This is a genomic window from Chryseobacterium elymi, assembly GCF_003385495.1.
Lineage (GTDB): Bacteria > Bacteroidota > Bacteroidia > Flavobacteriales > Weeksellaceae > Chryseobacterium > Chryseobacterium elymi.
This window is the reverse complement of the sequence record NZ_QNUH01000004.1, coordinates 254243-277803: the sequence shown is the minus strand read 5'-3', so window position 1 is coordinate 277803 and position 23561 is coordinate 254243. Positions and strand designations below refer to the sequence as shown.

The window sequence follows — 23561 nt, the reverse complement described above, 5'->3', positions numbered from 1 at the left end:
CGCTTTGTTTATTTAAGTGTTGTCCTAATTCCAAATGAAACGGTAGTGGGGTTTGGGTACACGTTGTACCCATAATTATTGTACTCACTTATATCCGGATCAATACCTTTATTATTTTTACGCCATAATATTCCGATATTATTTATATAGCTGTAAAACTGCAATGTTGCGAATGGAAGATTTCGGAGGAATTCTTTATTAAAATCATAACTTAGACTAACATCCTGTAATCTTATATGGTCTCCTTTCTCAACAAGAGATTCGGAGCTTTGGTAAAAATTATCGCGATTATAGTTGAATTCGTATACGACTGATGGAACTGCGGTATGGCTTTCGTCTCCTGCTGCTTTCCATCTATCTATAAATTCTTGATTGGCATATCCGCTACTTACAACGTTTGAAAGATTTAATGGGGTAGATCTTCGGCGAAAATAATATCCAAATTTATATGTAATGTTAGCTGATATAGCGAGTCCCTTATAAGAAAAAGTATTACGCAATGAGCCAAAATTTCTCGGTCTTGATGAACCATGATATACAATATCTTCATAATTCGAACTTGTTATTATATTGAGGTAGTCCTTACTTATTTCACCATGTAAATATCCCTGAGGGTCTCCATTTGTTGGATCGAGACCCGCTGATTTAAAACTATATACTCCGAAAAGACTATTTCCTTCATGGATATATAATCCATATCGTGCAGGACCATCAATATTAAACCCTGTACTTGTTAGATATTGAGAAGTGTATTTTGTATCATAAGAGATTACTTTGTCTTTATTATAACTGAATAAAAAGGTCGTATTCCATCTAAAATTACCATTAAGGTTTACCGAATTTAAATTAATATCGACACCCCTTGTCTTAACAGTTGCTGCATTTCCTTTGTAAGAAGAAAACCCAGTTGAATGCGCTAATTGAGCATCTTCGATAAGATCAGTACCCAACTTATCATAAATTTCAAATGAACCATTTAATCGATTACCTTTAGTTGAAAAATCTAAAGCCACATTTTTATTTCTGATTTTCTCCCATCTCAGTTCTGAGTTTGGAGCGCTAGTAATTGTTGCAATTGGAAGCCCAGTAATCGGACTCACATCATAAGTTGCTGTCAAATACGAAGAGCCATTATATACATTTCCATTATATCCAAATGATGCCCTAAGTTTTAAGTAAGGTATTAATGGAAATTTATAGAAAGATTCTTTGCTGATATCATATGCAACACCTGTTGACCAAAGTGGTGTCATTTTATCATTTGTCTTCACTCCAAAGATGTTAGCACCATCTTTTCTACCGCTCAATGAGAAAGTATATTTACCTAAATAAGTGTACGCTCCGTTGGCATAATAAGAAATATACCTATTTGTATTACCAATTATTTTCCCCAATGGAGACGGAAGAACCGTTGATCCAAGTGCTGAAGGGTTGATTGGATAAGAAATATTATAATTTAAATTCGTTGCAGAAGTTCCAAACTCATCATTGTAGCCATATAACGCGTTGTCAGTACTCTCACTTACTATTTCTCTGATCTCAGCTCCCACAATTGCAGATACTAAATGCTTTTGTTCAAATTCTTTATTAAAGTTCAGTTGTGTTCTGAAATTATTGGAATAGAGTGTTCGGTCGGTTAAATAAAGAATTCCTCCTTTTGGAAAAGGGTATGTAAATGAGCCTTCATTGGAACGCTGGCTGTACATATTAACGAAGTTTCTTGCCTCATAACTTTCGGGACTTCTATAACCTCGATTATTGCCATTTTCGTTTTCGTGCTGATATTGAATTTCAGCATTTAAGAAATCAGTGAAATTATATCTTACAACACCTCGTATCAAGATATTATTAGTTTTACTACTTGTATTGTAAAGGTCTCTTTCTTGAATGGGCCTATATTTCCAATCCAAAAAGCCTAGGCTTTGTGCGTTGTTAAGATAACTATCCCTATTTCCATATGGAACTTCTAACGGATTTTTATTATCATCAACAAAACTTATATATGGATATGGAGAAGTGTATTGATATCCAAATTTGTTCTCACTCTTTGTATAAAATACAGAACCTGTAATTTCCAAATTTTTAATTGGATGGTATGTATTTGTAGAATTAATAGTAAACCTATTGTTTCCGGAACCAAACAATGTATTTCGGTTTTTGTCATATCCTATCGAAAGTGAATAAATAGCTTTTTCCGACCCTCCTCTAAAACCCAATGAATATTGTTGATTTATGCTGGGACGATAAAAATATTCGGATGTTTGGTCGCGAACATCCACATTTCTCAATCTATTTATTTGGTCAGTAATATTCTCATTTGAAGGATCGTTTTTTTGCTTCAATAAAAGCTCAACTACTGGTGATATTACAGGGTAGTAATTGTTGTCGTTTATATTGGGATCATAATAACCCCTATTAAAAAGAAACGTTTCAACATTAATAAATTCAGAAGATTTAAGAAAATTTCTTGAATATTTTAAATTTGGCCTTGCCCCTACGGTTAAATTTGAATTAAAATCAATCTTTAGAGGTTGATTAAATTTTCCTTTTTTTGTAGTAATTACAATAACACCATTTCCCGATCGTGATCCCCAGATCGAAGCTGCAGCAGCATCTTTAAGTACTGTGATGCTTTCAATGTCATTTGGATTTATATTATTAATATCACCATCATAAGGAAAATTGTCAAGAACTACCAAAGGATCAGCGCTAACTTTATCATCAATTGTAACCCTTCCTCTTATGCTTATTCCTAATTTTTCATTCGGAGGATTTAACCCTATTGGACCTGAAATTTTATTAAAGATCAATCCACTTGTAACACCGTCCAATCTGTCTAAAATATTCGTGCTAACACGCCTGTTTAATAATTGGTTATCTATTTGTACAAATGAGCCGGTTGCTCTTTCTTTAGGTATATTTTGATAACCTGTAGAAATAACATCAACGATATCAATGGTATTGTTTGAAGGATTCAAAAAAATGTTGTAAGCTGCGTTAGCGGATACTTCAGTTGTCGCATATCCGATGTATGACACCTGCAAAACTGCATTATTGTAATTGGCAGGTATTTCAAATCTTCCGTTTGCATCTGTAAAAAAATTTACGGTTGTACCTTTGATCCTGACAGAGGCGCCAGCAAGTGCTTCCCCTTTTTCATTGCTGACTTTTCCTTTGATGGGTTCCTGCTTTTTTTCTTCTGGAGTTTTTGATTGGGGTTCCTTACCCCTATCCACAGAAATTATCACCTTACCATCAATGATATAACCAAATGGTTGACTGTTAAATATTGCATTCAAAACTTCTTTAAGGTCTTTATCCTGTGCAGAAATTGTGACCGTTTTTGCCATGCGCATATGTCTGTCATTTATGGCAAATGAATAACCAGACTGTTTCTGAACCTGTTGGATGACATTTTTAAACGGGGTGTCTTTTGAGAAAAGAACAATCTTCTGTGCTGTTACCTTGGTACATGCCAAGAATAAGAGTAAGAACATATAGAAGATCGTAGTTTTCATGGCTGGTCTACTGTTAGAGTGTGTGACAATGTATTGCTGATCTTTTCTGGGAATAGACCGCCATTTACCATTGTCTTTAATGGTATAAATCATTACATTTGAGTTAGGGTTAGTTAATAGCTTTTATAAATTCAATTTTAACCCGCAGCCGTCCCGACTGGACCTCGGGACGGTATATTATTAAAAAACTACGGGCATAAACACATATGAAACGTCTTTACTTGATGAACACCTCCTTTCCTCGGATTTCGGTTTTGACACCATAAGTATTTTCTATTGCTTTCAGTACCGATGAAAGCTTTTCATTTTTATTGATGTTGATGTGCGCCTTTTCGCAGTTCTTAAAATTTCTAGGGTAAATAAAATCCACGTCGTACCAATTTTCTATATCGCTACCAATTACTTCCAGACTAACACTTGAACCAATAATATTACCGTCTTTCCATCCTACATAGTCGTTCACATCAGCTTTTTGTTTTAAAATGATGTGATCTTGGACAATGGCCTGCTCACCGGGTTTTAGTACTTCAGGAGATCCAGCATGATTTAAAGTGACTGATACACTACCACGAATAAGTGTTGTGAATTGTACTTCGGAATAAGCACGTAAATTGAAGGCAGTTCCAAGAACTTTGATCTGCTGCAAATCTGTTTTAACAATAAAAGGATTTGCCGGATTATGGGTTACTTCAAAATATCCTTCTCCTTTCAGTCGAACTTCTCTCTGTTTGCCTTTGAATGCTAAAGGGTACTGAAGAGAAGAATTAGCATTTAGCCATACTTTAGTGCCATCGGAAAGCGTAATCTGATATTGTCCACCTCTGGGTGTAATTAATGTAGCGGACTCAGCATTGGCCACGTTTGCTACGCTTGTGCCATCAGCATAGGAAAATCCAGCATCCGTAATACGGATTCCCTGATGGTTATCTAAATTTATGGATTGACCTGTTGAAAGTTTAATTATTGCTTTATTAGAACCGGGAAGGACGTCAGTTCCAAAGGCAGTAAGCGTTGATTGAGTTTCTTTATCCCTATTGTTTATGAAAACCCAAGTTCCTACACCAATGGATAAAACAAGGGCTGCTGCAACTCCTGCAACACGAAAAAACTTAATTTTCCTTTTTTGTCTGATCTTTCTCTCAACGAGTTTAAACTGGAAGCTTGTATCAGTACTGAACTGCTCTTTTATAGCAGTAGCAAGATTTTCATCATCTTTTAAATTCTCAAAAAAGATCCGATTTTTTTGATCCTTCTGTAACCAGTTATTAAACGCCTCGTGCTCATGGAATGTCAGAGGAACTTCCTGAACAACTTTTTTGAGTATCGTGCTTATTTCAAAACTATTGTAAATATCCTGCCTTTCCATTCGTCCTTTTTTTCTATAGAAACAGGAAACAGGTACTACAGGACTAAAAGAATTTTAAAAAATTATAAATTAATTAATAAAAATGCTATTCCAGCACCGCTGAGCCTCTTTTTGAGGATAGAAATCGCTCTGGCTTTTTGAGCTTTGACCGTACTTACAGTTATATTAAGATCCTCAGCAATTTCTTTTGCATTCTTATCTTCTTCAAAAAACTGTTTCATTATCTGCGCGCATTTTGTGGGCAATAAATCAATTTCGGAGCTGATTTCCCTTATTAATTCAGAATAGATAATGTTTTTCAAAATGTTATCTTCTGATTCATCAAACGATGCTATGTAATGGTCAAAGCGCCGTAGTCGCACTTTCTCTTTCGCTATCCTGTTCAGGCACGCATTTTTAGCAGATATATAGAGAAAAGCCTTTACGCTCTCCAGCGTTTTGAAAGAAGTTCTTTTTTCGTAGAGTTTTACAAATATGTCCTGAACAATTTCTTCAGCATCATTAAGATTATAAGATGATATAAGTCTGTTGGCAAAGAAGACAAGTGCTGGCTGGAATTTATGGAAGATTTCGCTAAAAGCATATTGATCCCCTTCTGCAAATCTTAGCGCCAAAAAATCCTGCGTCATATTTTCCAAGTTCTTCATCATTCAGGGGGTCAAGTAATATAAAATTACTGATTATTTTTCATAACCAAAAAATTTATGCAAAAGATTGACAGTAATTACTCTTAACAAAGACGCGGAAACGATGCTTAATTTATACCATTGAATGAATCAGTTTTATTAATAGAATCATTCATAGCCAGGTCTTTTTGTCGGTTTTTGATAAAATCTGTAGGGCGGATGCCATTAATTTCCTGAAAAAGCTTTGAAAAGTTGGATCTGGAAGCAATACCACATTTTTCCGCAAGAGTTGTAATTTTATAAGTAAGGAATTTTCGGTCCTTATATAGTTTTTCAGTAATGTACCCAATTCGCAGCGCAATCAAATATTTGCTGAAGTTCATTCCCTTGTGGTCATTAATTATTTGAGAGAGATATTTTACATTTGTATCAAATTTAGTGGCTAATTTTGCGATGGTAAGACCTTCCTCTAAAAATTCCTGTTTTCTTTCGAATTGCGTTAACTTATACAGAATGCCATCTTTAAGGCTTTCGTTAAGATCCTGCCTATCATACTCCTTCTGTTTAGTAGGAATATGCGAGGAGATATACTCCTCTTTAGCAAGAATGATCTGTTCGAGCGCTTTGTAGTTCTTCTGGATATGATATTCCCTTTTCCTATATTTTAAAGCGGTAAGAATTATTATAATACCAGCCGATATAAAGATGGAGATGTTAATCCAGGAGGCGCGTGAGGACTCTTTTTCTAATCTTTTCATTTCCTGGGTCAACCTTTTTGTATCATATTCTTTGTAAAGCTTAGAAAATAAATGTCTAAAGTCTAAGGAAAGAGAGGCATCAACCTTTAACAATTGTCTTGTATAAAACAGTTCCTGTTGGATGTTGTTTTCATCTTTATAATGATTAATCAGCAATTCGTAATTATCCCTCACTTCTGGCAATACGAAATTATGTTTTTGGAACACTGAATCGACTTTTTGAAAATATAATACCGCAGCAGGATTGTTTCCACTAGCAAGGTAGGATTTGCCAATAAAAGAGTAGCAAACTGTGATCCAAGCAAAATCGTTTACTGCAGAAATAGAACCAATTGATGATCTCAGTGAAGAAATCGCATTTTTATATTCCTTCTTTCTAAACTCCGCTATTCCCCGTTCCTTTAAGAAATACCCATACTCCTGCAAATACTCTTTACTCCCAGAAGTTTCAGATAGTCCAATAGATACTAGGGAATCTGCAGTTTTGTAATCTTTAAGATTGCGGTAACAAACGGCCATTTGATGTACACTATTCAGATAGCCGCGTATATTTGCGTACAGTAAGTTAGGATGCATCTTTTTTTTTGATTCAGCCTGAAAAAAAGCGCTTGTTTTCTTAAAGTGTTCTAAGGCATCGCCATAATAGCCAATATAACTCTTTACTATTCCAATAAAATATAACAACCTATTCCGGTAGAAGATATCGTTTCCATCTACTGAATATTCATATGCTCTAAGAAATTCGTCCAATGCCAATTGATATTTTTTAAACTGGAAATAATAGACAACCCCTTTTTCGAGATACGCAGAACTGATCATTCCTTGATCTCTTGTCATTTTTGATGCCCAAATTGTACTATCTGCAAATTTAAGCTTGTCGTTTGGCGACGGCGAAAATAATATAGCATCCAGATAACCTCTTACGAGCCTTTCATAATTTTTTTCCTTTTTCGCTTTTGCAATATACTTTTCTACGAACGGTTTAGCACTGGAATCGTTTTCAGGAAGGCCCTCATAATTTCTCCGCAGTATATAGTAATCACTAAATTTCTCAGTCTTTTGCGCAAAAAGGCATTCACCAAAAATGGTTAATAGAATAAAAAAATATTGGCTAGCCTTGGTTTTCATGGAAATAGGAAAGTTTACCATCAAAATTATAAAAATTCACTCAATTATGAATACGGTCATTATGTGTACTTCTTTTATTGATTAACGTCCACACAGTCACCATCATTAGTTATATTTTGAGGCGAGCGAATTCATGAATTAGCACGTGCGCATTCAGGAAAGAGCGCCACTAACGCTTTCCTACCACATGAAAGACCTATAATTTCGACATCAGAATTCTATTAATATCCGGGACCGGGATAATTCTTAAAACTATTTACAATGAAAAAGATTATCTCAATAATTTCAATTTTAGCGGGAATTGTAATTATACACTCCTGTACGCAGGAAGATGAAGAACCTGTAATGGCAGTAAAAAATGAAAGTTTAAAAACAATGGCTAAAGAAGGAAAGATTGGTGCTGATAGCATTAACCAAGTACAGATTTATCAAAGTGAAGTTGATGAGGGCGGAGCACTAGAAGACGATCCACCACCAAAAAACCAGGGACAATGGAGGATTAAAGATTAAATTTTATGGTTCGTTTATATGCAGTGCGCAATGCATATTTAAACGAATGTGATTCTCAATAATTGATTTTAAACGCCTTAAACAAAATCAAAGTCAAAGTACCAATATTTAAAGTCCCCAAGTGTCAAGTTTATCCTTTGGATGACAATAGATGCCTAGTTTAAAAAGATATTAATTTCCTTTTTAAGTTTATCCATCAATTAATCACAAAATTTAATGTGTATGGATATTTTAGTTAAAAACTTGTCTTATTTTCGATCAAGCCTTCAGGAATTGCTGGATACAAACTTTCCTGAAAAAGCTTATGATTCAAATTTCATTTCCAAACGTTCAAATTGGGCATACAAAGCTTATGAGGGGGCTCTGCAAGGAAAAAACAACGAAGAAGAAGCTGAAAAGATTGCAAATTCAATACTTTTTGAGCGACTATACTTTTCCAAATTCAACACTGTATTACAAGTCATTATTTATGAATTCGATACTTATTTCATGGACGAAGAATTAAGACCATTTGCTTTAAGAATGCTTAAAGAGTGTGAATTTGTATTTAAAAAATATGATTTAACGGATGACTTTGCATATAGTACTTCCTATGATTATCTTTATCAAGATCTAAAGAATAATATTACGGTCTGGTTAAAAAATAACCTAATTCCGTAATCCTAATTTCAAAAGGGAACCCTACATTACCAGAAAACAAAAGAAGAAACTGTTGTTAATTTTTAAGATTATCAGCAGTTTTTTCTTTGTAAAGTCATTATTGATTTTTAAAGAGTACTATTCTTTTTATCTTTATGTATGAAAGCTGAAATCAGAGTACCAGAGAACTTCAAGCTCTATCCTAGCAAAGGTCCATTATATCCAAATTTCGATAATAAATTGAATATGGATATTGCAAATGAAATATTGAATAAACCTCTAATTGCTGAATTTATAGCTTATCATTTTCATGGCTTAATTTGGTGAAACGATAAATAAGGTTTCTGCTGCGTCGAAGTTTCACAAAATAATCTTTACAATAGTTCTTACATGTCTGAAGACCTCTCTTCTCTAATCGATGAAGTGCATAGTATCTTTGACAAAGATTGAATCCTATCTCTTTCATTTTCATTAATACATCTTGCCAAAAGTAACCTTTAAATGCCTATGAAGGTCACATTAACAATCGGGTAATCATCACAATTACTTTCGCTTGCAACATTAATTACGTTGATATGCAAGGAGATGACGATTTAAGAGGATTAGCAAAAATTATTGCTTTTATGAGGGCAGTGAGTATTATTTTGATACTTATGCATTTTTATTGGTTTTGCTTCAGTGCGTTTGCTGATAAGGGGTGGACCATCGAGGTCGTTAATCGTATTTTGACTAATTTCCAAAGGACAGTAGGTTTATTTTCACATACCCTTTATACCAAAGCTTTTGCATTCCTGCTGCTTGCCTTAAGTTGTTTGGGAACGAAAGGTGTAAAAAATGAAAAAATTACCTGGACAAAAATTAATGCCGTTTTAATAGTTGGAACTGTTCTATATTTTCTAAACACATCTTTATTATTCCTTTCTCCCGAAATAGGTTTCTTTTTATACATTCTAACGACAAGTACGGGTTACATTTCATTGATGGTAGGTGGGATTTGGTTAAGTCGATTATTAAAGAATAATCTGATGGATGATGTGTTCAATAATGAAAACGAAAGTTTCCAACAGGAAACCAAATTGATGGAAAATGAATATTCAGTGAACCTTCCCACAAAATTCTACTATAAGCAAAAGTGGAACAATGGCTGGATAAATATTGTAAATCCATTCCGAGCAACGATTGTACTGGGTACACCTGGATCTGGTAAATCATATGCAGTCGTAAACAATTACATAAAACAACAAATTGAAAAAGGTTTTTCAATGTATATCTATGATTTCAAGTTTGACGACCTTTCTACCATTGCGTACAATCACTTACTGAGGAATACAGATAAATATAAAATCAAACCACAGTTTTATGTAATCAACTTTGATGATCCACGAAAAAGCCACCGTTGCAACCCACTTAACCCAGATTTTATGACTGACATTTCGGACGCTTACGAGGCTGCTTACACCATAATGCTTAATCTAAATAGGTCGTGGATCCAAAAACAGGGCGATTTTTTCGTCGAATCTCCCATTATTCTACTAGCAGCCATTATCTGGTATCTGAAAATCTATGATAATGGCAAGTACTGCACTTTCCCTCACGCAATAGAATTGCTGAATAAAAGATATGAAGATGTATTTACTATTCTTACCTCATACCCTGAATTGGAGAACTATTTGTCACCTTTCATGGACGCATGGCAAGGAGGAGCGCAAGATCAGTTACAAGGGCAAATAGCATCTGCAAAAATTCCCTTGTCAAGAATGATAAGCCCGCAATTGTATTGGGTAATGACCGGAGATGATTTTTCGCTGGATATCAACAATCCCGAAGAGCCTAAGATTTTATGTGTGGGTAATAATCCAGACAGGCAAAATATTTATTCTGCCGCATTGGGGTTGTACAATTCAAGAATTGTAAAACTCATTAATAAGAAAGGACAATTAAAAAGTTCGGTTATTATTGACGAGCTACCCACGATCTATTTCAGGGGACTCGATAATCTTATCGCGACTGCGAGAAGTAACAAAGTGGCGGTTTGCTTGGGATTTCAAGATTTTTCACAGTTAATACGTGATTATGGTGATAAAGAAGCTAAGGTCATCCAGAATACCGTCGGCAATATATTCAGTGGGCAGGTGGTTGGAGAAACAGCAAAAAGCCTATCGGAACGCTTTGGGAAGGTATTGCAAAAACGCCAAAGTATGACTATCAATCGTAACGATAAATCCACTTCAATTTCTACACAGTTAGATAGTCTTATTCCAGCTTCAAAAATTTCGACCTTAACACAAGGAATGTTTGTAGGCGCGGTCTCCGATAATTTCGATGAACGTATCGAACAAAAAATATTTCACGCGGAGATCGTCGTGGATAATGAAAAGGTAACCGCTGAAACCAAAGCATATAAAAAGATTCCGCAGATATTATCCTTCGCCGGTGATAATGGAGTAGATGGCATGAAAGAAGTTATTGAGCAAAATTATAGGCAAGTCAAACTAGATATTCTTGGAATAATTGAGAGAGAATTAGAGCGAATTGCAAATGATCCAGATTTAGTTCATTTACTAAAGAAGGAATAGTGGCATGTAGTATTGTTATGCTACAGTGTTTTGCATTATATTGATTATCAATATGTTTTATGGCATTTACTTCATACAATAATTTTATATTTTTTAGAAAACCAAAAATATTTCATTACTTAGTAGAATATTGGATTTTCTTTTCTATAAGAAATTTGTTGTACTAACTGGCCAATAATTATGAACACATATTTATTATCCCTGGTTGAAAGAACGGTTAAGGAGGCTATTGAAGAGTTCGCAACACTTCCCTGGGTCTTTCCTGCTTTTCACACTAATCGAATTGATGTCATTCAACTTCAGTTGAATAAACTCATGGATTATTATATTGATTTTTTTCAAAAAACTGGATTTCTGCCTACAGAACTGGATTTATTTAGAAAGTCTTGCGTTATTGAACGAAAAATAAAGAATTTTAAAAAACCCAAAAATGATGAAATTTTATCGGGTTTCTCATTTGTAATTGAACAGATTGAAGATAATGTAAAAAATCAGATAATTCCTATCCATGTCCAATATCCTAAGACATCAAATTTCGCATTATTGACCGGAATCGCTGCAACCGATCCATATGGTAAAAACATAACTTTTATGTTACATGAATTTACGATACCCAGGATTTTAATTGATATAATTCCCAAAGATCTTGATTACATTGACCGTTTCTTGGACTTATATGATGGAAAAGTTGGACGGTCATTAATGGACTTTGTTACATCGTATAATAGGAATTATAAGCAGTTTCAAAAAGATTGTAAGATTTATCTCGAAGATACGTTCTATCAATTTTATATGAAAAAAAAGATGATCGGGGCAAACCGGGATATTCTTTTTTCGGATATGACCCTGAAGGAAGTAGCATATAATAATCAATTCGGAGATTATTTAAATTTGTACAGATTATTTAATCAACATTATAAAATATCTCTGGATAAATTACCTAGATTCAAACAAATATTATATTATCGCTAAGAATATTCCTACTAGCAGGAATTTAATATAATAAAAAAGCATTTTTTTGAAATAGATTAGCTCCTTCTAGATGTTTTTTTTCACAAAAGGTTTTGGAAATTTGATTGTATATAATGATTAAACCGATTGTGATGAAAAAGTATTTAGTAAAAGACTATGCAAATATTGTTGCTTATTTTATAGCACTGCTTTTTGTATATGCTGCTATGAGTAAACTTTTGGATTTTGAAAATTTTGAAGTTCAGCTTGCACAATCCCCATTGTTAAGTGCTTATGCAGGGTTTATTTCCTATGCCGTAATATTTGTCGAGCTGCTTCTTGCATTATTACTTTGTCTACCCAATACTCAGATAATTGCATTGTATGGTTCGTTAGGACTAATGTCTGCTTTTACCATTTATATATACCTTATTTTAAAATATAGTGACTTTGTTCCTTGTTCATGTGGAGGAATATTAGAAAAGTTAGGCTGGACCGAACACTTGATTTTTAATATAGTGGTAGTGTTACTTATTTTTACGGCTATTCTTTACCGAGAGAGGAAACAAAATCCACTCAAAAAATTTACCTTACCCCTCTCCATTTCAGTTATTACCATCATAATTAGCTGTGGAGTTGTGGTTTTATTATTTTTAAGTTCGGAACATATTATTAAAAGAGAAAACAATTTTGTACGAAGATTCTTTCCTCATCCAATCGTGAAAACAGCCAGTTATGATCTGAAAGTTAATTCGTATTATTTTGCAGGTGTTGACAAGAATAGAATCTTTTTGGGAAACTATTCATCACCGCTTACTTTCACAGTACTGGATACAACACTGTCATCAATGAAGCAAATAAAAATACAGCTTGACAAGGCTGATTATAATTTCAAAAATTTGGAATTAAGAGTTAGTGCACCATTCTTTTACCTTTATGATGGAAGTGTGCCTGTAATATATAGAGGTAGGCTGGATGATTCCGTCGCAAAGGAGATCAGTTACAAAGATGCTTATTTCACACAATTGGCGGTGATAGACTCTACAAAATTTGCTTTGAGAACTCAAAATAGTAGAAATCGAAAATATGTAATAGCATCATTGAATTTAGCGCAAGCTTCAAAGGTTAAACAATATCCTGATATTCTTGAAAAGCAAAGGGATGGCGTATTCGATGTAGATGGAAGGCTTATTGGTAATATGGGAACTGATGAGTTCATTTATTGCTATTCTTATAGAAATCAGTTTATCATTTTGAACAAAAACCTGGACGTGTTAAGAAGGTTAAATACCATTGATACTATAAAAACTGCTCAAATTGTCACCACCAAGCTTAAAGACGGCAAACATAAAATGAACGCCCCTCCTCTGCAGGTTAATGATCTTGGGACGGCTTATAATAAAGTATTTTTTAACAAATCAAATTTAATGGGAAAACATGAATCCAAAAATTCATGGAGTAATTCAGCTGTTATTGACATGTATAATACTGATAAACAAGAATACTTTGGAAGCTTCTATATTGAAACGAAAAGAAAAACTGAAATATCGAATTTGCTGGCGTTTAATCAATTCTTCTTTGTGATTTCTGGAAAAAATTTAATTAAATATCAGTTTAGGAATACGATAACAAGATACTATCAATAAAGGGGAAGCCGAAAACCTAAGGAATAGAGTAGGCAAAAATTATAAGCACATAAATATGAAAAAATTATTAATTCCTGTAACCATTTTGGTAATGGGCGCAGGTGCAGCATTTGCTGGTCAAATCGCAAAAAGTTTTGCTCCGGCTCAAGGTCATCGCATTGGTGGCATAGGAGAACAGCCTTGTGTTGATGTCTCACAAACATGTAATACCACTCCTGGGGTCGCATGTTTATGGGAAGAAGATGATGCAACGCAACTTTATGCAGAAGGAGAAACAATGTGTGGGCAAGAACTATTTAAGCCTTAACAAAATGATGAAGGATGCTAAAATGCATCCTTCATTAATTGTTTCTTAATCCAGCCAATATCTTTTTTATCCTTTAAAAAATAGTCCCACCACTGCAAAACCCTAGTCTGCAAATCTTTTTTTTCCAATGAATTGTTACGAAATACGTGCCCTGCATCTGGATAAAATAGTGCAATCACGAAATTACTGTTCCTTTTCAATCCAATATAGAATTCCATCGTTCTTTCCCACGGAACGCGTCGGTCTTTCTTCCCCGTCCATAATAGCATGGGCTTATCTACTTGATCAACAAAATGGATTGGATTGTTTTTGAAGTATTTCCCCTTTAAGTCTTTAAATGTCCCTATTTTATAATTGCCAAAAATCTCAAAATCCCAATAGTATGGCCCTGGAAAATGATAATTGTAAGAAAAATAGGAATTGATCGGATCACTGTCTCCTGATCCAGACACATAAGTAGCAAAGCGATCGGAGTGAGTTGCAATAAAATCTGTCAGATATCCACCAAAGGAATGTCCGACAAGACCTATTTTCTTGAAATCAATCTGCTGGATGTTTTGAATAGCGTCTAAAGCTTTATGAACACATTCTAATCCAGACGCACCGGGGCCATCATTATTAATAATCGTATCTGGCAGAAAAACAAAATATCCTTTTTCAATTAAAGTCCTAATATCGATCCCATCTGGATTATTGTATCCTGGCTTCAGGAACCTATTAGCTTTGGTACTTTGTATCTGATAAACATGCACCACCATGGGATACTTTTTATCGGTTTTAAAATTTTTAGGATAGTAAAGAACAGCCTTCAAATGGGTACCATCATTTATGGTGTAATTTACTATATCAATTTTTAGGTCATTGCTACCGTAGCTGTTTAACAGAATTTTTTGTGGTTCTCCCATTTTTTTCGCCAACAGTCTTGGAGCAAACTGAAAATTTTGCTCTAAAGCATAAAAGTGGGCAAAGTTCCGACTGTAAGCTATTTCTTCAATTTGATTCGCTGTCGGTTCAATGACTATTTGCTGCTTACCATCTTTCCAAGTTAAATAGGATGTCCTATTATTTTGTAAATCTTTTATTCTTAAGATCAGTGGATTTTTAGCGGGAATAAAATTTATACTATTATGTTGACCACTTGGAGAATTTTTACGAATTGTATTAATAATCTCAATACATTTTTGAGGTGCAATATTCAACTGTGTCAACTTATTCGTAGAGAAATCATATTTCCATAAATCATTGTCACTTTCAAAAAAGGCTGTTCTCCCGTTTTCCGCAAAGACAGGGTTGTTCAGATTTTCTTTATCAATAAGCTGATGACTTAGATCATCCATATTTACAACAGACCATTTTTTATCATGAATACTTGTTAGTATATGATTTCCATTTGGGGAGGAAATAGTTTCCCCGGTTATTCGGGTACGGGAAAGGGGTTTTAAGGAGCCTAATGATAGGAATTTATTTCTGCTAATATCAAAAAGAAAAGTATCTTCAAGCTGCGGATCTAACATGATATAATTGTAGTTCTTTCGCTCTTGGTAAGCTAAAAAAACATGAGTATTATTTAAAGATTCAAAAGTTGAAAATTTGTCAGTTGGTAACCTTATAAATCGATGGTTCTGGGGATAGAATACCCAAAATAATTTTTTGATATTTCCATTAATCTTTTTTTCAAGATTAGTATCTTCTCCATACCAGATATCCACCAATTTTTCATCGACCTTGCTTACTAAATTTAAGGTGATAAAAAATGCCTTCCCTTTCTGAATTTCAGTTACTGAAAAATAATCACTTGAACTTTTTCCAAAGAAAGGAATCTGAATTACCTTACGATTGTGCAAATTCACAAATGATAGTTTATTTATCCCGATGGAGTCCTCCGTAACATATAGATTCTGTCCAGAACCGTCAATCTCAACCTTCTTGATCTCGTTCGCTGTTGTATAGAGTGGATCAGATATACCTATCGAAGTGGAAAAAATTGAACTTATTTCATTGATTTTTTTGTAATAATAAAGCTTTTTCGAGTCGGTTACAGGAAAATCCAAAACGTCACTTATATGAAATAGCTCTTTACCTTGCGTATCGTATAAACGTAAAACTTTATTGGCATCCAGAGTGGCAAATTGCTTAGACTCCTGGATAGGATATGTGACCCGAACATTTTTATAAACACTTCTTTGTTTCGTATTCAGATTTAGAAATTCAGCTCGATTGATTCCTGAGACTAAAATCCCATCCGATTTTAAAAACTCAATTCTCCCACCAAGTACAATTGAATTGTCAACAATGTTCCCATTCCGGGTATCAATAACAATAACGCTGTCTTGATTAGTTTGATATCTTTTTCGCAAGACAGCCCAGTTGCCATCATTTGTGACCTTAAGATTTACATATTCATAAAATTTTGCAGCCCACGCCTCTAAAGTATCCTTCTTTCCTTTTGCTGAAAATGATTCATTTGCAATAAGAAGTGCTATTAATAATATTAAATTCTTCAACATTTTAATAACCGGTATTTTGGGGATTCATATTTGGATTTAATGTCAATTCCTTTTGAGGTAATGGCCATAGATTATGGTAGCTTTTCCAATTTGGCTTTACCCCTATTAAAACATTTAAACGACCTGTCCTTTTGAGATCAAAAAAACGATGCCCGTGTTCTGTGAAGAACTCCCGTCTGCTTTCGAGCAAAATTTCATCTAATATTTCCGACTGCGTGAATTGACCTGCTAAATTTGTTAAGCCAGCTCTTTGTCGTATAGCATTGACGTAAGGTAGCGCTTCATCAATTTTATTTTGGTTGGCCAATGATTCAGCTAACAGCAAATATGCTTCTTCTAGCCTGAAAATTATTGAATATTCTGTCAGATTATTTGTTTGATTCTTGTACTTTGAGGGTCTAAACCATGTGTTGGAACCTACCGTTACACTGGAGATCCAATTTAATTTTCTTTTGTCCAGAGTAGAAAATGTATTCATTAAGCTAGGTGTAAGTGCAAAAGTATTTGGAGCAGAATTAACAAAAAAGTATAATTTAGCCTCTTTGGTTGCATCTCCATTATTTTTAGGTTTTAACTGCCAAATAATGTGTTTACCTGAATTTATAAATACCTTGGTGATATCATTTTGAAATGGATACAATGGATTCTGTACAATACTTTTGAGTGAAGCTTCGGCATCATTCCAACGGTTCTGTAAAAGATATATTTTCGCAAGCATTAGATCAGCAACTTTTCGATTCGGATATATTCTTTCATTATTCCGATAATCATCTGTAAGCATATTTCTACAGTCGTTAAGGTCTGTTACCAGTTTATTTAATACATCACCGGAGGAAGTTTTCCCTAAGCTTTGGTTTACCTGATAATCCGTGCTAATCGGCAATGGTATATCCCCAAAGGTTTGTTGTAAATAAAAGAACAATAAACTACGCACCAGTAATGCTTCTCCTTTAATTCTCGTTTTATCGGCAGAAGTTAAAGACATTGAATTGTCAACGCCTTCAATTATCGCATTTGCCATATAAACTTTTTGGTATGCAGCTGCCCAATAAGAATAAATTTTTGGGTTTCCAGCAATAAGTAAATTTGTATAAAGATCAAGTGTTCCATCTGTATTTGTGGGCGGGTAAAAGTCGAGATCATCGGTGTAGGCCCCCATGATACTTCCTGTCAGGTCTCCGGATAAAGGTGAATCATCATATAGACTGGCATATAATCCTGATAAGGCTGCATTTGCTGTTTGTACATCTTCAAATACTTTGATTTGGTCTATTTGATTATTTGGTATATCTACATCAATAAGTTTTTCGCAAGAGATTGGAATCTTACAAATAAGCAGAAATATAATAATTGTAGTAATTAGCTTTAAATTTTTCATGATATAAAATTTTAGAAGTTGAACTGAAAACCCAATGAATATGTTCTTAAGGGCGGAAGATAGCCCATGAATAAAAACTCGGGATCAACCCCGAAATACTTTGTCCATGTTATCAAGTTCTGTCCCTGAAAATAGATTTTAGCATTGCTAATACTTGTACTTTCCAAAGGAATGCGGTAGCCTATTTGAAGATTTTTTAATCGGATAAATGAGGCATCTGAAATACTGGCAGTGCTGTTCTGAAACTGAGTGTGGGCGGGACTGGAGCTTGGTCTATAAGGCATATAAAAACCAGTTGGGTTTTGGGGAGACCATACATCTAAGACTTCAATAGGTTGGTTGGTCATCCCTCCAGGAATAGGCATTATACTGTTATAATTTTTATTTCTTTGATTAACGAATTGAATCAGAAAAGAGAGATCCCAGTTTTTATAGCTAATAGTATTATTCCATCCTCCGAAAAACTTTACACCGATTTTCTCCACTACCTGATTATCCTCCGGTGAGGATATCTTACCATCTTTATTAAAATCTGTGAACTGATATAATCCCGTCTGCGGATTAATTCCCTCTAATTGGTAAACTTTAATTATAGAAATAGGCTGGCCTATTACATACTGATTTGAATAAGTTGATCCCTCTAATCCGGGAAATGAGATCAGTTTATTTTTAGGAATGCTCAGATTAAAAGATGATTCCCACTTAAACTCTTTACCAGAAAAAGGGCGCATTGTCAAGTCAAATTCCAGTCCTGTATTCTCAACTTCTGCATCAAGGTTGGCTAGAACAGTCGGAAATCCTGTGATTGCTGGCAATTGATAGCCTACCAGTTGGTTAGAGGATCTATTTCTATACCATGATGCTGTCACATTGATTTTGTTTTTTATAAATCCCAGCTCTAGGGCTGTTTCAAGTTTAGTTGTTTTTTCCCAGCTATAATCTGGATTAAACAATCTGGATGGTAAAAGTCCTGTGGTTGAATTATAAATTAATGAAGAAACAGTGTAGGTATTGATATATTGATAATCCCCAATATTATCACTACCAGCAGTTCCAAAACTAGCCCTCAGTTTACCAAAGCTTAACCATTGAGAATCGTTAACGAACTGTTCTTTTGAAAAGATCCATGCTCCACCAATTGCTCCAAAATTTGCGAATTTATTATTTGGGCCAAATCGACTACTACCGTCTCTTCTTCCCGTTATATTAAGAATATAGCGATCTTTGTATTTATAATGTATTCTTCCAAAAATTGCTGCATATTTATATTTGGTGTCAATTTGATCAAATATCGTTTTTGTTTGAGCAGCACCTATGTTACTTATGAATGAATTGCTTTCAAATCCTACACCTTCCATCGCTCCTTGGTTAATAGATTGTTTCTGGAATGTTCCACCAACAAGAAAGTCAATTTTATGATTATCTATTTGAAAGCTGTAGTTTATTTGTGGTTCAACTATGAATGAGAAAGTGTTTTGGTTATTTTTTGAACTCCTAGAATAGGCGCTTGACGATCCAACAACCAAAGCTGGATTATACATCGTGTTGGGCTGCAGGGCAATTTCATCAAATGTATTGTAATTAAAACCACCATTTAGTTTTAATCGGAAGTTTTTAATAACTTCATATTGTACATTGAGATTGGTAAGAAACTGTTTCGTCTGATTGGAATAGGTGCTATTGTATGCAGCAACTGGGTTCGAAAATGTATTATTTTCCCAATTGATACTTCCATCAACATTATATATGGCTGGCGCATTAGGGGATAAAGTAAAGGACAGTCTCGTGACATCCGCTCTTACTACATTATTTTTTTGAAAAGATACAATGTTGGATAAATTGAGTTGAAACCTATTATCAGCAGAATTATGGGAGATATTATTCGTTATATTATTACTTACATACCTGAAATCCCTGCCAAATACAGTTGTTTGCTCATTATGTCCCAAGCTCAATAGAAACTTCGTGTTATTATTACCACCATTTAAAGATAATTGAGTTGAAGAGAAGGATGCCGTGTTTCCAATTAAAGTTTTAGACCAATCTGTGTACCTATTTCTATCCCAGGCTCCATTGACATCGTATGCAGTGGAAGGATAGTTTATGGTTCCTACATTTGAGTAAGCTTGAGTTCTCATCGCATAATATTGTTCGGTATTCATCATTTTTAAGTTTGATAACACTGAACTTAAGCCATAAGAAGTATTGAAATTTAAACCTAATCTTCCTGATTTTCCTTTTTTTGTCGTTATAAGAATTACTCCATTTGCTCCTCGTGATCCATAAATTGCCGTGGCATCTGCATCTTTTAGAATTTCAATACTTTCAATATCATTGGGGTTTATACTGTTTAGCGGACTTATTTTTGCTCCTGGCAATATCACTCCCGAATATTTTGATGCGGTCTCATTTGCGACGGGAATACCATCAATAACATAGAGTGGCTGGTTGCCATCCATGTCACTATTGGACAGATTTCGGAGGCTGTTTCTACCTCGTATCTGAATGTCAAAACCTCCTCCAGGTACGCCTGTACCTTGGGTGATATTTACACCTGACATACGACCTTGGATCGTGGAAAGCACGTTTGTCACTGGCTGATTTTCAATATCCTTTGCGGTAACTTTTGCAATGCTTCCAGTTTGTTCTTTTGCCCTTACTGTATAATATCCGGCATTAACCACAATTTCATCTATTTTGTTGACCTCTGCAGTATTTTTTATTGTATCCCGCTTTGCTATGAGCATTGGAGAAAACTCTTCGTTAGTGGATACTGGCTTACTTTTCTTTTCACGGATAACTATTGAATTATTGTAAATAGATGTTTCCAATGGAAGGTCTTTGAACAGCTTTGCAAGGCAGTCCAAGACAAGTTCATTCTGGCATTTAACCCGTTGAACTTTGTAATTTTTTAATAATTCCTTTGAATAGGCAAATTGTTGAATTTTATTTTTCTTCAAAAAGAGTTCAATGGCAGCGTCCGCCGGAAGTGATTCAGCATCGTAATTTACTCTCATTTTAGGGAGATTTTGCTGAGCGCTAACGCTCTGCCAACCGATCAAAAAGAACACGGCGGCTTTGTACAAAATTTTCATATTTTTGTAAAGTATTTATATTAATATCTAGTCGTAGGTTTTAATTGAATACGGGACCGACGGTTGGCCCCGTCGGTCATTTTCTTAATTCAACTTGTACATAGTTTACATTATGTATCTTCAGTTAGAACTGGAGTAATAATACCCCAAAGTTTCTTATTCCAATTGAAATGTTTTATCATTATATTTCTTAAGATTTAAGTTTAATTGGTAAGCTAAGGTTTTTATAAATGCTTCTGCGGTAGTGTTGGTAGCGGAAATAGTAATCATTAAATCTTTTTCTTGATCCGTAACAGTCAATTTCACATCATATGTTTTCTCTATTATTTCAGCTACCTTTCCAAGCGAACATTCATTAAAAGATATAGTCGGTAAGGAATTAGTTTGGGCACTTTTCCCCGATGGTACAACTGTTGCAACCTGGGTGATTCCCATGTTTGAGAATGTTTCGTCAGGTTTAAGTATGAAAGTTTCATTGGGTTTGTCGGTTCTGGATACTGATACTTTGCCCTCATAAAGATTAACAATAAAGGTTTTTCCAGTCTGTATAACCTTAAAAACTGTTCCGTGTACCTTAGTATCATATTCATTTCCGTGAACAATAAACGGATGCGTTTTCGATTTAGATACTTTAAAAACCGCATCACCTTCAAGTTTCACATCTCTAGTATCTGCCGGAAAAGATTTCTCAACGGTGAGCTTAGCACCTTTTTGTAAAATGACCTCAGAATTATCCGGCAATAATACCTTTAATTTATTTGAATTGGCAAAATATACATCCGGTTTATTAAGGATATTAAAACCTAAAATACTACTGCTAAATAGTACTACGGCAGCCAATCCCCCGCATATTATATATCTTCGTTTTCTTTTTTGCTGTTCTTTACGACGAATTGTGATAAAAGCATTTGTCCATACTTTATTATCTTCTTCCTCTGTCAGATTAAATTTATCTTCCATAACAGTTCCTTTATTATATATAGGAGGAAGTAGAAAAATACCACATGGTTTTATAGAAAAATTAACTCTATTTATGGATTTTTAACAAATTTTAATAAATTTTCACCTTGTTTTTTAAGAAGATTATAGACTTGGATATATGCTGTTCAACAGTTCTTTTTGAGATATTTAAGGTTGTAGCAATTTTTTCTTGCGTAATTCCGTCCAACTTATTCATCTTGAAAATCTTCCTGCGAAGCGGTGGGATTAATTCTTCAATTGCTTTTTCGATTTCTAAAAGATTTTGTTCTTTTCTCTCCGCAATAAGTACATCTTCCATTGTAGTATCGGAGTGATCTAAAGGTAAAGCATCAGTTTGCGTTCTTTTTGTATTTCTATAGAAATGAGCTATCTCTTGTAAACAAGTCTTTACAATTATTCCCTCAATATTTTTAGAATCTAATTTTGATCTATACTGCCATATATGAATTATGACATTCTGATAAACATCCAATACATCGTCCCTATTCTTAATCTTTTTATATATGAGAGCAATTATTAATGGATGGAATTTATGAAGAAGCGTATAATATTCCTGTTCTTCAATTTTGATATGTCGGTTAGAAGACCACATTGTTTGAATAACAAAATTAGCAATATTTTAACAAATAATTAAATTTGAGGCAATATTTTTTTATTAAACAGAGATTACATACCACATTATACCGGAATTTAATAACCTGACATTGGTTGAAAATTAATAAAGACCAACAAAGAAATCTATTTTTCGAAAAAATTAATATATTAGCAGTCGGAATATTAATAGAATATAACGATATAAACGAGCGTAAGCTATCGAAAATTTAATCTAAGAAAACCGCTAATTTTCAAAAAAGATGCAATTCGATAGACTTACGCCTGTGCCAACTATTGGCATGGGCTAAGTCTTTTCGGCATCTGGGTTCTTAGCGGTACCTCTTAGACGATTGGCTTCAGTACCATGCCTTTCTTTGTTTATCCCCAATGAATACGTATGAAAGATATTTAAACTTCCCAAAGTTTAAAATGCGACAGGTTCTGACATTTTCCAGTAGTAATTTCGCTCTATATATTTTTTGAATGAGAATTTAAAAGTAAAATTTCCGTGAAAATACCTAGAGCAGAAAAACATAAATAGAATTAAATTGCAAATCCCTAAGACCAAAAACGCAAATTTAGAATGGTTTAACAAAGGATAATGGTTGGAAAGTGTTGAATCATGTTGAATAAAAAAAATTAATGCAGGTAGCCATGAAATTAGATGAAATTATAAAAGCAATTAGAAGAAATGCAATTAACGATTTCCTTATCGAAGAAATGAGTGACACGGACTATGAGAAAATCATCCTTTATGGAGAGTACTCTGTAGGAATCGATACAAATTATAGATTCTTCAAATTTAAAAGGGGAATGAAGGAAATACTCAACGATAATGGGATCACATATGAACGTCTTTGTTCGCTAAAAGAACTTGGCTTTCTAATAGATTATTATCTTTCAAAGTATGATCGAAAGACAGATGACGTACTTGCAATTGACATTATCGACCATATTCAAAATCCAGATTTTTAAATATAC

16 protein-coding genes are annotated in these 23561 nt (G+C 34.2%); 7 read left to right on the top strand and 9 right to left on the bottom strand.

Annotated features, from left to right (window positions below):
* Positions 1-8 precede the first annotated feature (8 nt).
* From DRF60_RS06720 to DRF60_RS06705, 4 genes are all read right to left on the bottom strand, one after another.
* On the bottom strand, positions 9-3518 hold the full coding sequence (locus tag DRF60_RS06720; RefSeq protein WP_157967939.1) for a SusC/RagA family TonB-linked outer membrane protein: 3510 nt from the start codon (positions 3516-3518) through the stop codon (positions 9-11).
* A 217-nt stretch (positions 3519-3735) separates the two neighbouring features.
* On the bottom strand, positions 3736-4884 hold the full coding sequence (locus DRF60_RS06715; protein ID WP_116011325.1) for a FecR family protein: 1149 nt from the start codon (positions 4882-4884) through the stop codon (positions 3736-3738).
* Between the two features lie 62 nt (positions 4885-4946).
* A complete protein-coding gene (locus tag DRF60_RS06710) occupies positions 4947-5513 on the bottom strand; it encodes an RNA polymerase sigma factor (protein WP_157967938.1) in 567 nt (188 codons plus the stop codon).
* A 125-nt stretch (positions 5514-5638) separates the two neighbouring features.
* The gene (locus DRF60_RS06705; protein WP_157967937.1) at positions 5639-7396 is read right to left on the bottom strand and encodes a helix-turn-helix domain-containing protein; all 1758 of its coding nucleotides are present in this window, start codon (positions 7394-7396) and stop codon (positions 5639-5641) included.
* 261 nt (positions 7397-7657) lie between these two features.
* Between DRF60_RS06705 and DRF60_RS06700 the strand changes: the two genes are divergently transcribed.
* The 6 genes from DRF60_RS06700 to DRF60_RS06675 all read left to right on the top strand — a co-directional run bounded on the left by DRF60_RS06700 (position 7658) and on the right by DRF60_RS06675 (position 14025).
* Positions 7658-7906 carry a hypothetical protein gene (locus DRF60_RS06700; RefSeq protein ID WP_116011322.1) on the top strand — a complete coding sequence of 83 codons (249 nt, stop codon included), beginning with the start codon at positions 7658-7660 and terminating at the stop codon, positions 7904-7906.
* Between the two features lie 222 nt (positions 7907-8128).
* Positions 8129-8566 (top strand): DUF1896 family protein, encoded by a 438-nt coding sequence (locus DRF60_RS06695; RefSeq protein WP_116011321.1) that lies wholly within the window; start codon positions 8129-8131, stop codon positions 8564-8566.
* Positions 8567-9120: 554 nt separating this feature from the next.
* A complete protein-coding gene (mobC, locus tag DRF60_RS06690; protein WP_116011320.1) occupies positions 9121-11121 on the top strand; it encodes a conjugal transfer protein MobC in 2001 nt (666 codons plus the stop codon).
* A 180-nt stretch (positions 11122-11301) separates the two neighbouring features.
* Positions 11302-12093, top strand: a complete 792-nt coding sequence (locus DRF60_RS06685) for a helix-turn-helix transcriptional regulator (RefSeq protein ID WP_116011319.1) — start codon at positions 11302-11304, stop codon at positions 12091-12093.
* 131 nt (positions 12094-12224) lie between these two features.
* A complete protein-coding gene (locus DRF60_RS06680; RefSeq protein ID WP_116011376.1) occupies positions 12225-13718 on the top strand; it encodes a MauE/DoxX family redox-associated membrane protein in 1494 nt (497 codons plus the stop codon).
* Between the two features lie 55 nt (positions 13719-13773).
* Complete coding sequence (locus DRF60_RS06675) at positions 13774-14025, top strand: DUF6520 family protein (RefSeq protein WP_116011318.1); 252 nt, start codon at positions 13774-13776, stop codon at positions 14023-14025.
* A 17-nt stretch (positions 14026-14042) separates the two neighbouring features.
* On the opposite strand, the gene DRF60_RS06670 is transcribed toward DRF60_RS06675, so the two are convergent.
* The 5 genes from DRF60_RS06670 to DRF60_RS06650 all read right to left on the bottom strand — a co-directional run bounded on the left by DRF60_RS06670 (position 14043) and on the right by DRF60_RS06650 (position 22578).
* Entirely contained in the window at positions 14043-16532 is a 2490-nt protein-coding gene (locus tag DRF60_RS06670; protein WP_116011317.1) for an alpha/beta hydrolase family protein, read from the bottom strand.
* Position 16533: 1 nt separating this feature from the next.
* Positions 16534-17910: a RagB/SusD family nutrient uptake outer membrane protein gene (locus tag DRF60_RS06665; RefSeq protein ID WP_116011316.1), complete on the bottom strand. Its 1377-nt coding sequence runs from the start codon at positions 17908-17910 to the stop codon at positions 16534-16536.
* 11 nt (positions 17911-17921) lie between these two features.
* Complete coding sequence (locus DRF60_RS06660; protein ID WP_116011315.1) at positions 17922-21005, bottom strand: SusC/RagA family TonB-linked outer membrane protein; 3084 nt, start codon at positions 21003-21005, stop codon at positions 17922-17924.
* A gap of 156 nt (positions 21006-21161) precedes the next feature.
* Positions 21162-21965 carry a FecR family protein gene (locus DRF60_RS06655; protein WP_116011314.1) on the bottom strand — a complete coding sequence of 268 codons (804 nt, stop codon included), beginning with the start codon at positions 21963-21965 and terminating at the stop codon, positions 21162-21164.
* Positions 21966-22056: 91 nt separating this feature from the next.
* On the bottom strand, positions 22057-22578 hold the full coding sequence (locus tag DRF60_RS06650) for a sigma-70 family RNA polymerase sigma factor (RefSeq protein WP_116011313.1): 522 nt from the start codon (positions 22576-22578) through the stop codon (positions 22057-22059).
* Between the two features lie 656 nt (positions 22579-23234).
* Here DRF60_RS06650 and DRF60_RS06645 point away from each other — a divergent pair.
* The gene (locus DRF60_RS06645; RefSeq protein WP_123902652.1) at positions 23235-23555 is read left to right on the top strand and encodes a hypothetical protein; all 321 of its coding nucleotides are present in this window, start codon (positions 23235-23237) and stop codon (positions 23553-23555) included.
* Positions 23556-23561: the final 6 nt, after the last annotated feature.

Excerpts from the sequence above, each read along its gene's own strand:
- DRF60_RS06720 (WP_157967939.1), bottom strand. The coding sequence starts at position 3,518 with ATGAAAACTACGATCTTCTATATGTTCTTACTCTTATTCTTGGCATGT.
- DRF60_RS06715 (WP_116011325.1), bottom strand. The coding sequence starts at position 4,884 with ATGGAAAGGCAGGATATTTACAATAGTTTTGAAATAAGCACGATACTC.
- DRF60_RS06710 (WP_157967938.1), bottom strand. The coding sequence starts at position 5,513 with ATGACGCAGGATTTTTTGGCGCTAAGATTTGCAGAAGGGGATCAATAT.
- DRF60_RS06705 (WP_157967937.1), bottom strand. The coding sequence starts at position 7,396 with ATGAAAACCAAGGCTAGCCAATATTTTTTTATTCTATTAACCATTTTT.
- DRF60_RS06700 (WP_116011322.1), top strand. The coding sequence starts at position 7,658 with ATGAAAAAGATTATCTCAATAATTTCAATTTTAGCGGGAATTGTAATT.
- DRF60_RS06695 (WP_116011321.1), top strand. The coding sequence starts at position 8,129 with ATGGATATTTTAGTTAAAAACTTGTCTTATTTTCGATCAAGCCTTCAG.
- mobC (WP_116011320.1), top strand. The coding sequence starts at position 9,121 with ATGCAAGGAGATGACGATTTAAGAGGATTAGCAAAAATTATTGCTTTT.
- DRF60_RS06685 (WP_116011319.1), top strand. The coding sequence starts at position 11,302 with ATGAACACATATTTATTATCCCTGGTTGAAAGAACGGTTAAGGAGGCT.
- DRF60_RS06680 (WP_116011376.1), top strand. The coding sequence starts at position 12,225 with ATGAAAAAGTATTTAGTAAAAGACTATGCAAATATTGTTGCTTATTTT.
- DRF60_RS06675 (WP_116011318.1), top strand. The coding sequence starts at position 13,774 with ATGAAAAAATTATTAATTCCTGTAACCATTTTGGTAATGGGCGCAGGT.
- DRF60_RS06670 (WP_116011317.1), bottom strand. The coding sequence starts at position 16,532 with ATGTTGAAGAATTTAATATTATTAATAGCACTTCTTATTGCAAATGAA.
- DRF60_RS06665 (WP_116011316.1), bottom strand. The coding sequence starts at position 17,910 with ATGAAAAATTTAAAGCTAATTACTACAATTATTATATTTCTGCTTATT.
- DRF60_RS06660 (WP_116011315.1), bottom strand. The coding sequence starts at position 21,005 with ATGAAAATTTTGTACAAAGCCGCCGTGTTCTTTTTGATCGGTTGGCAG.
- DRF60_RS06655 (WP_116011314.1), bottom strand. The coding sequence starts at position 21,965 with ATGGAAGATAAATTTAATCTGACAGAGGAAGAAGATAATAAAGTATGG.
- DRF60_RS06650 (WP_116011313.1), bottom strand. The coding sequence starts at position 22,578 with ATGTGGTCTTCTAACCGACATATCAAAATTGAAGAACAGGAATATTAT.
- DRF60_RS06645 (WP_123902652.1), top strand. The coding sequence starts at position 23,235 with ATGAAATTAGATGAAATTATAAAAGCAATTAGAAGAAATGCAATTAAC.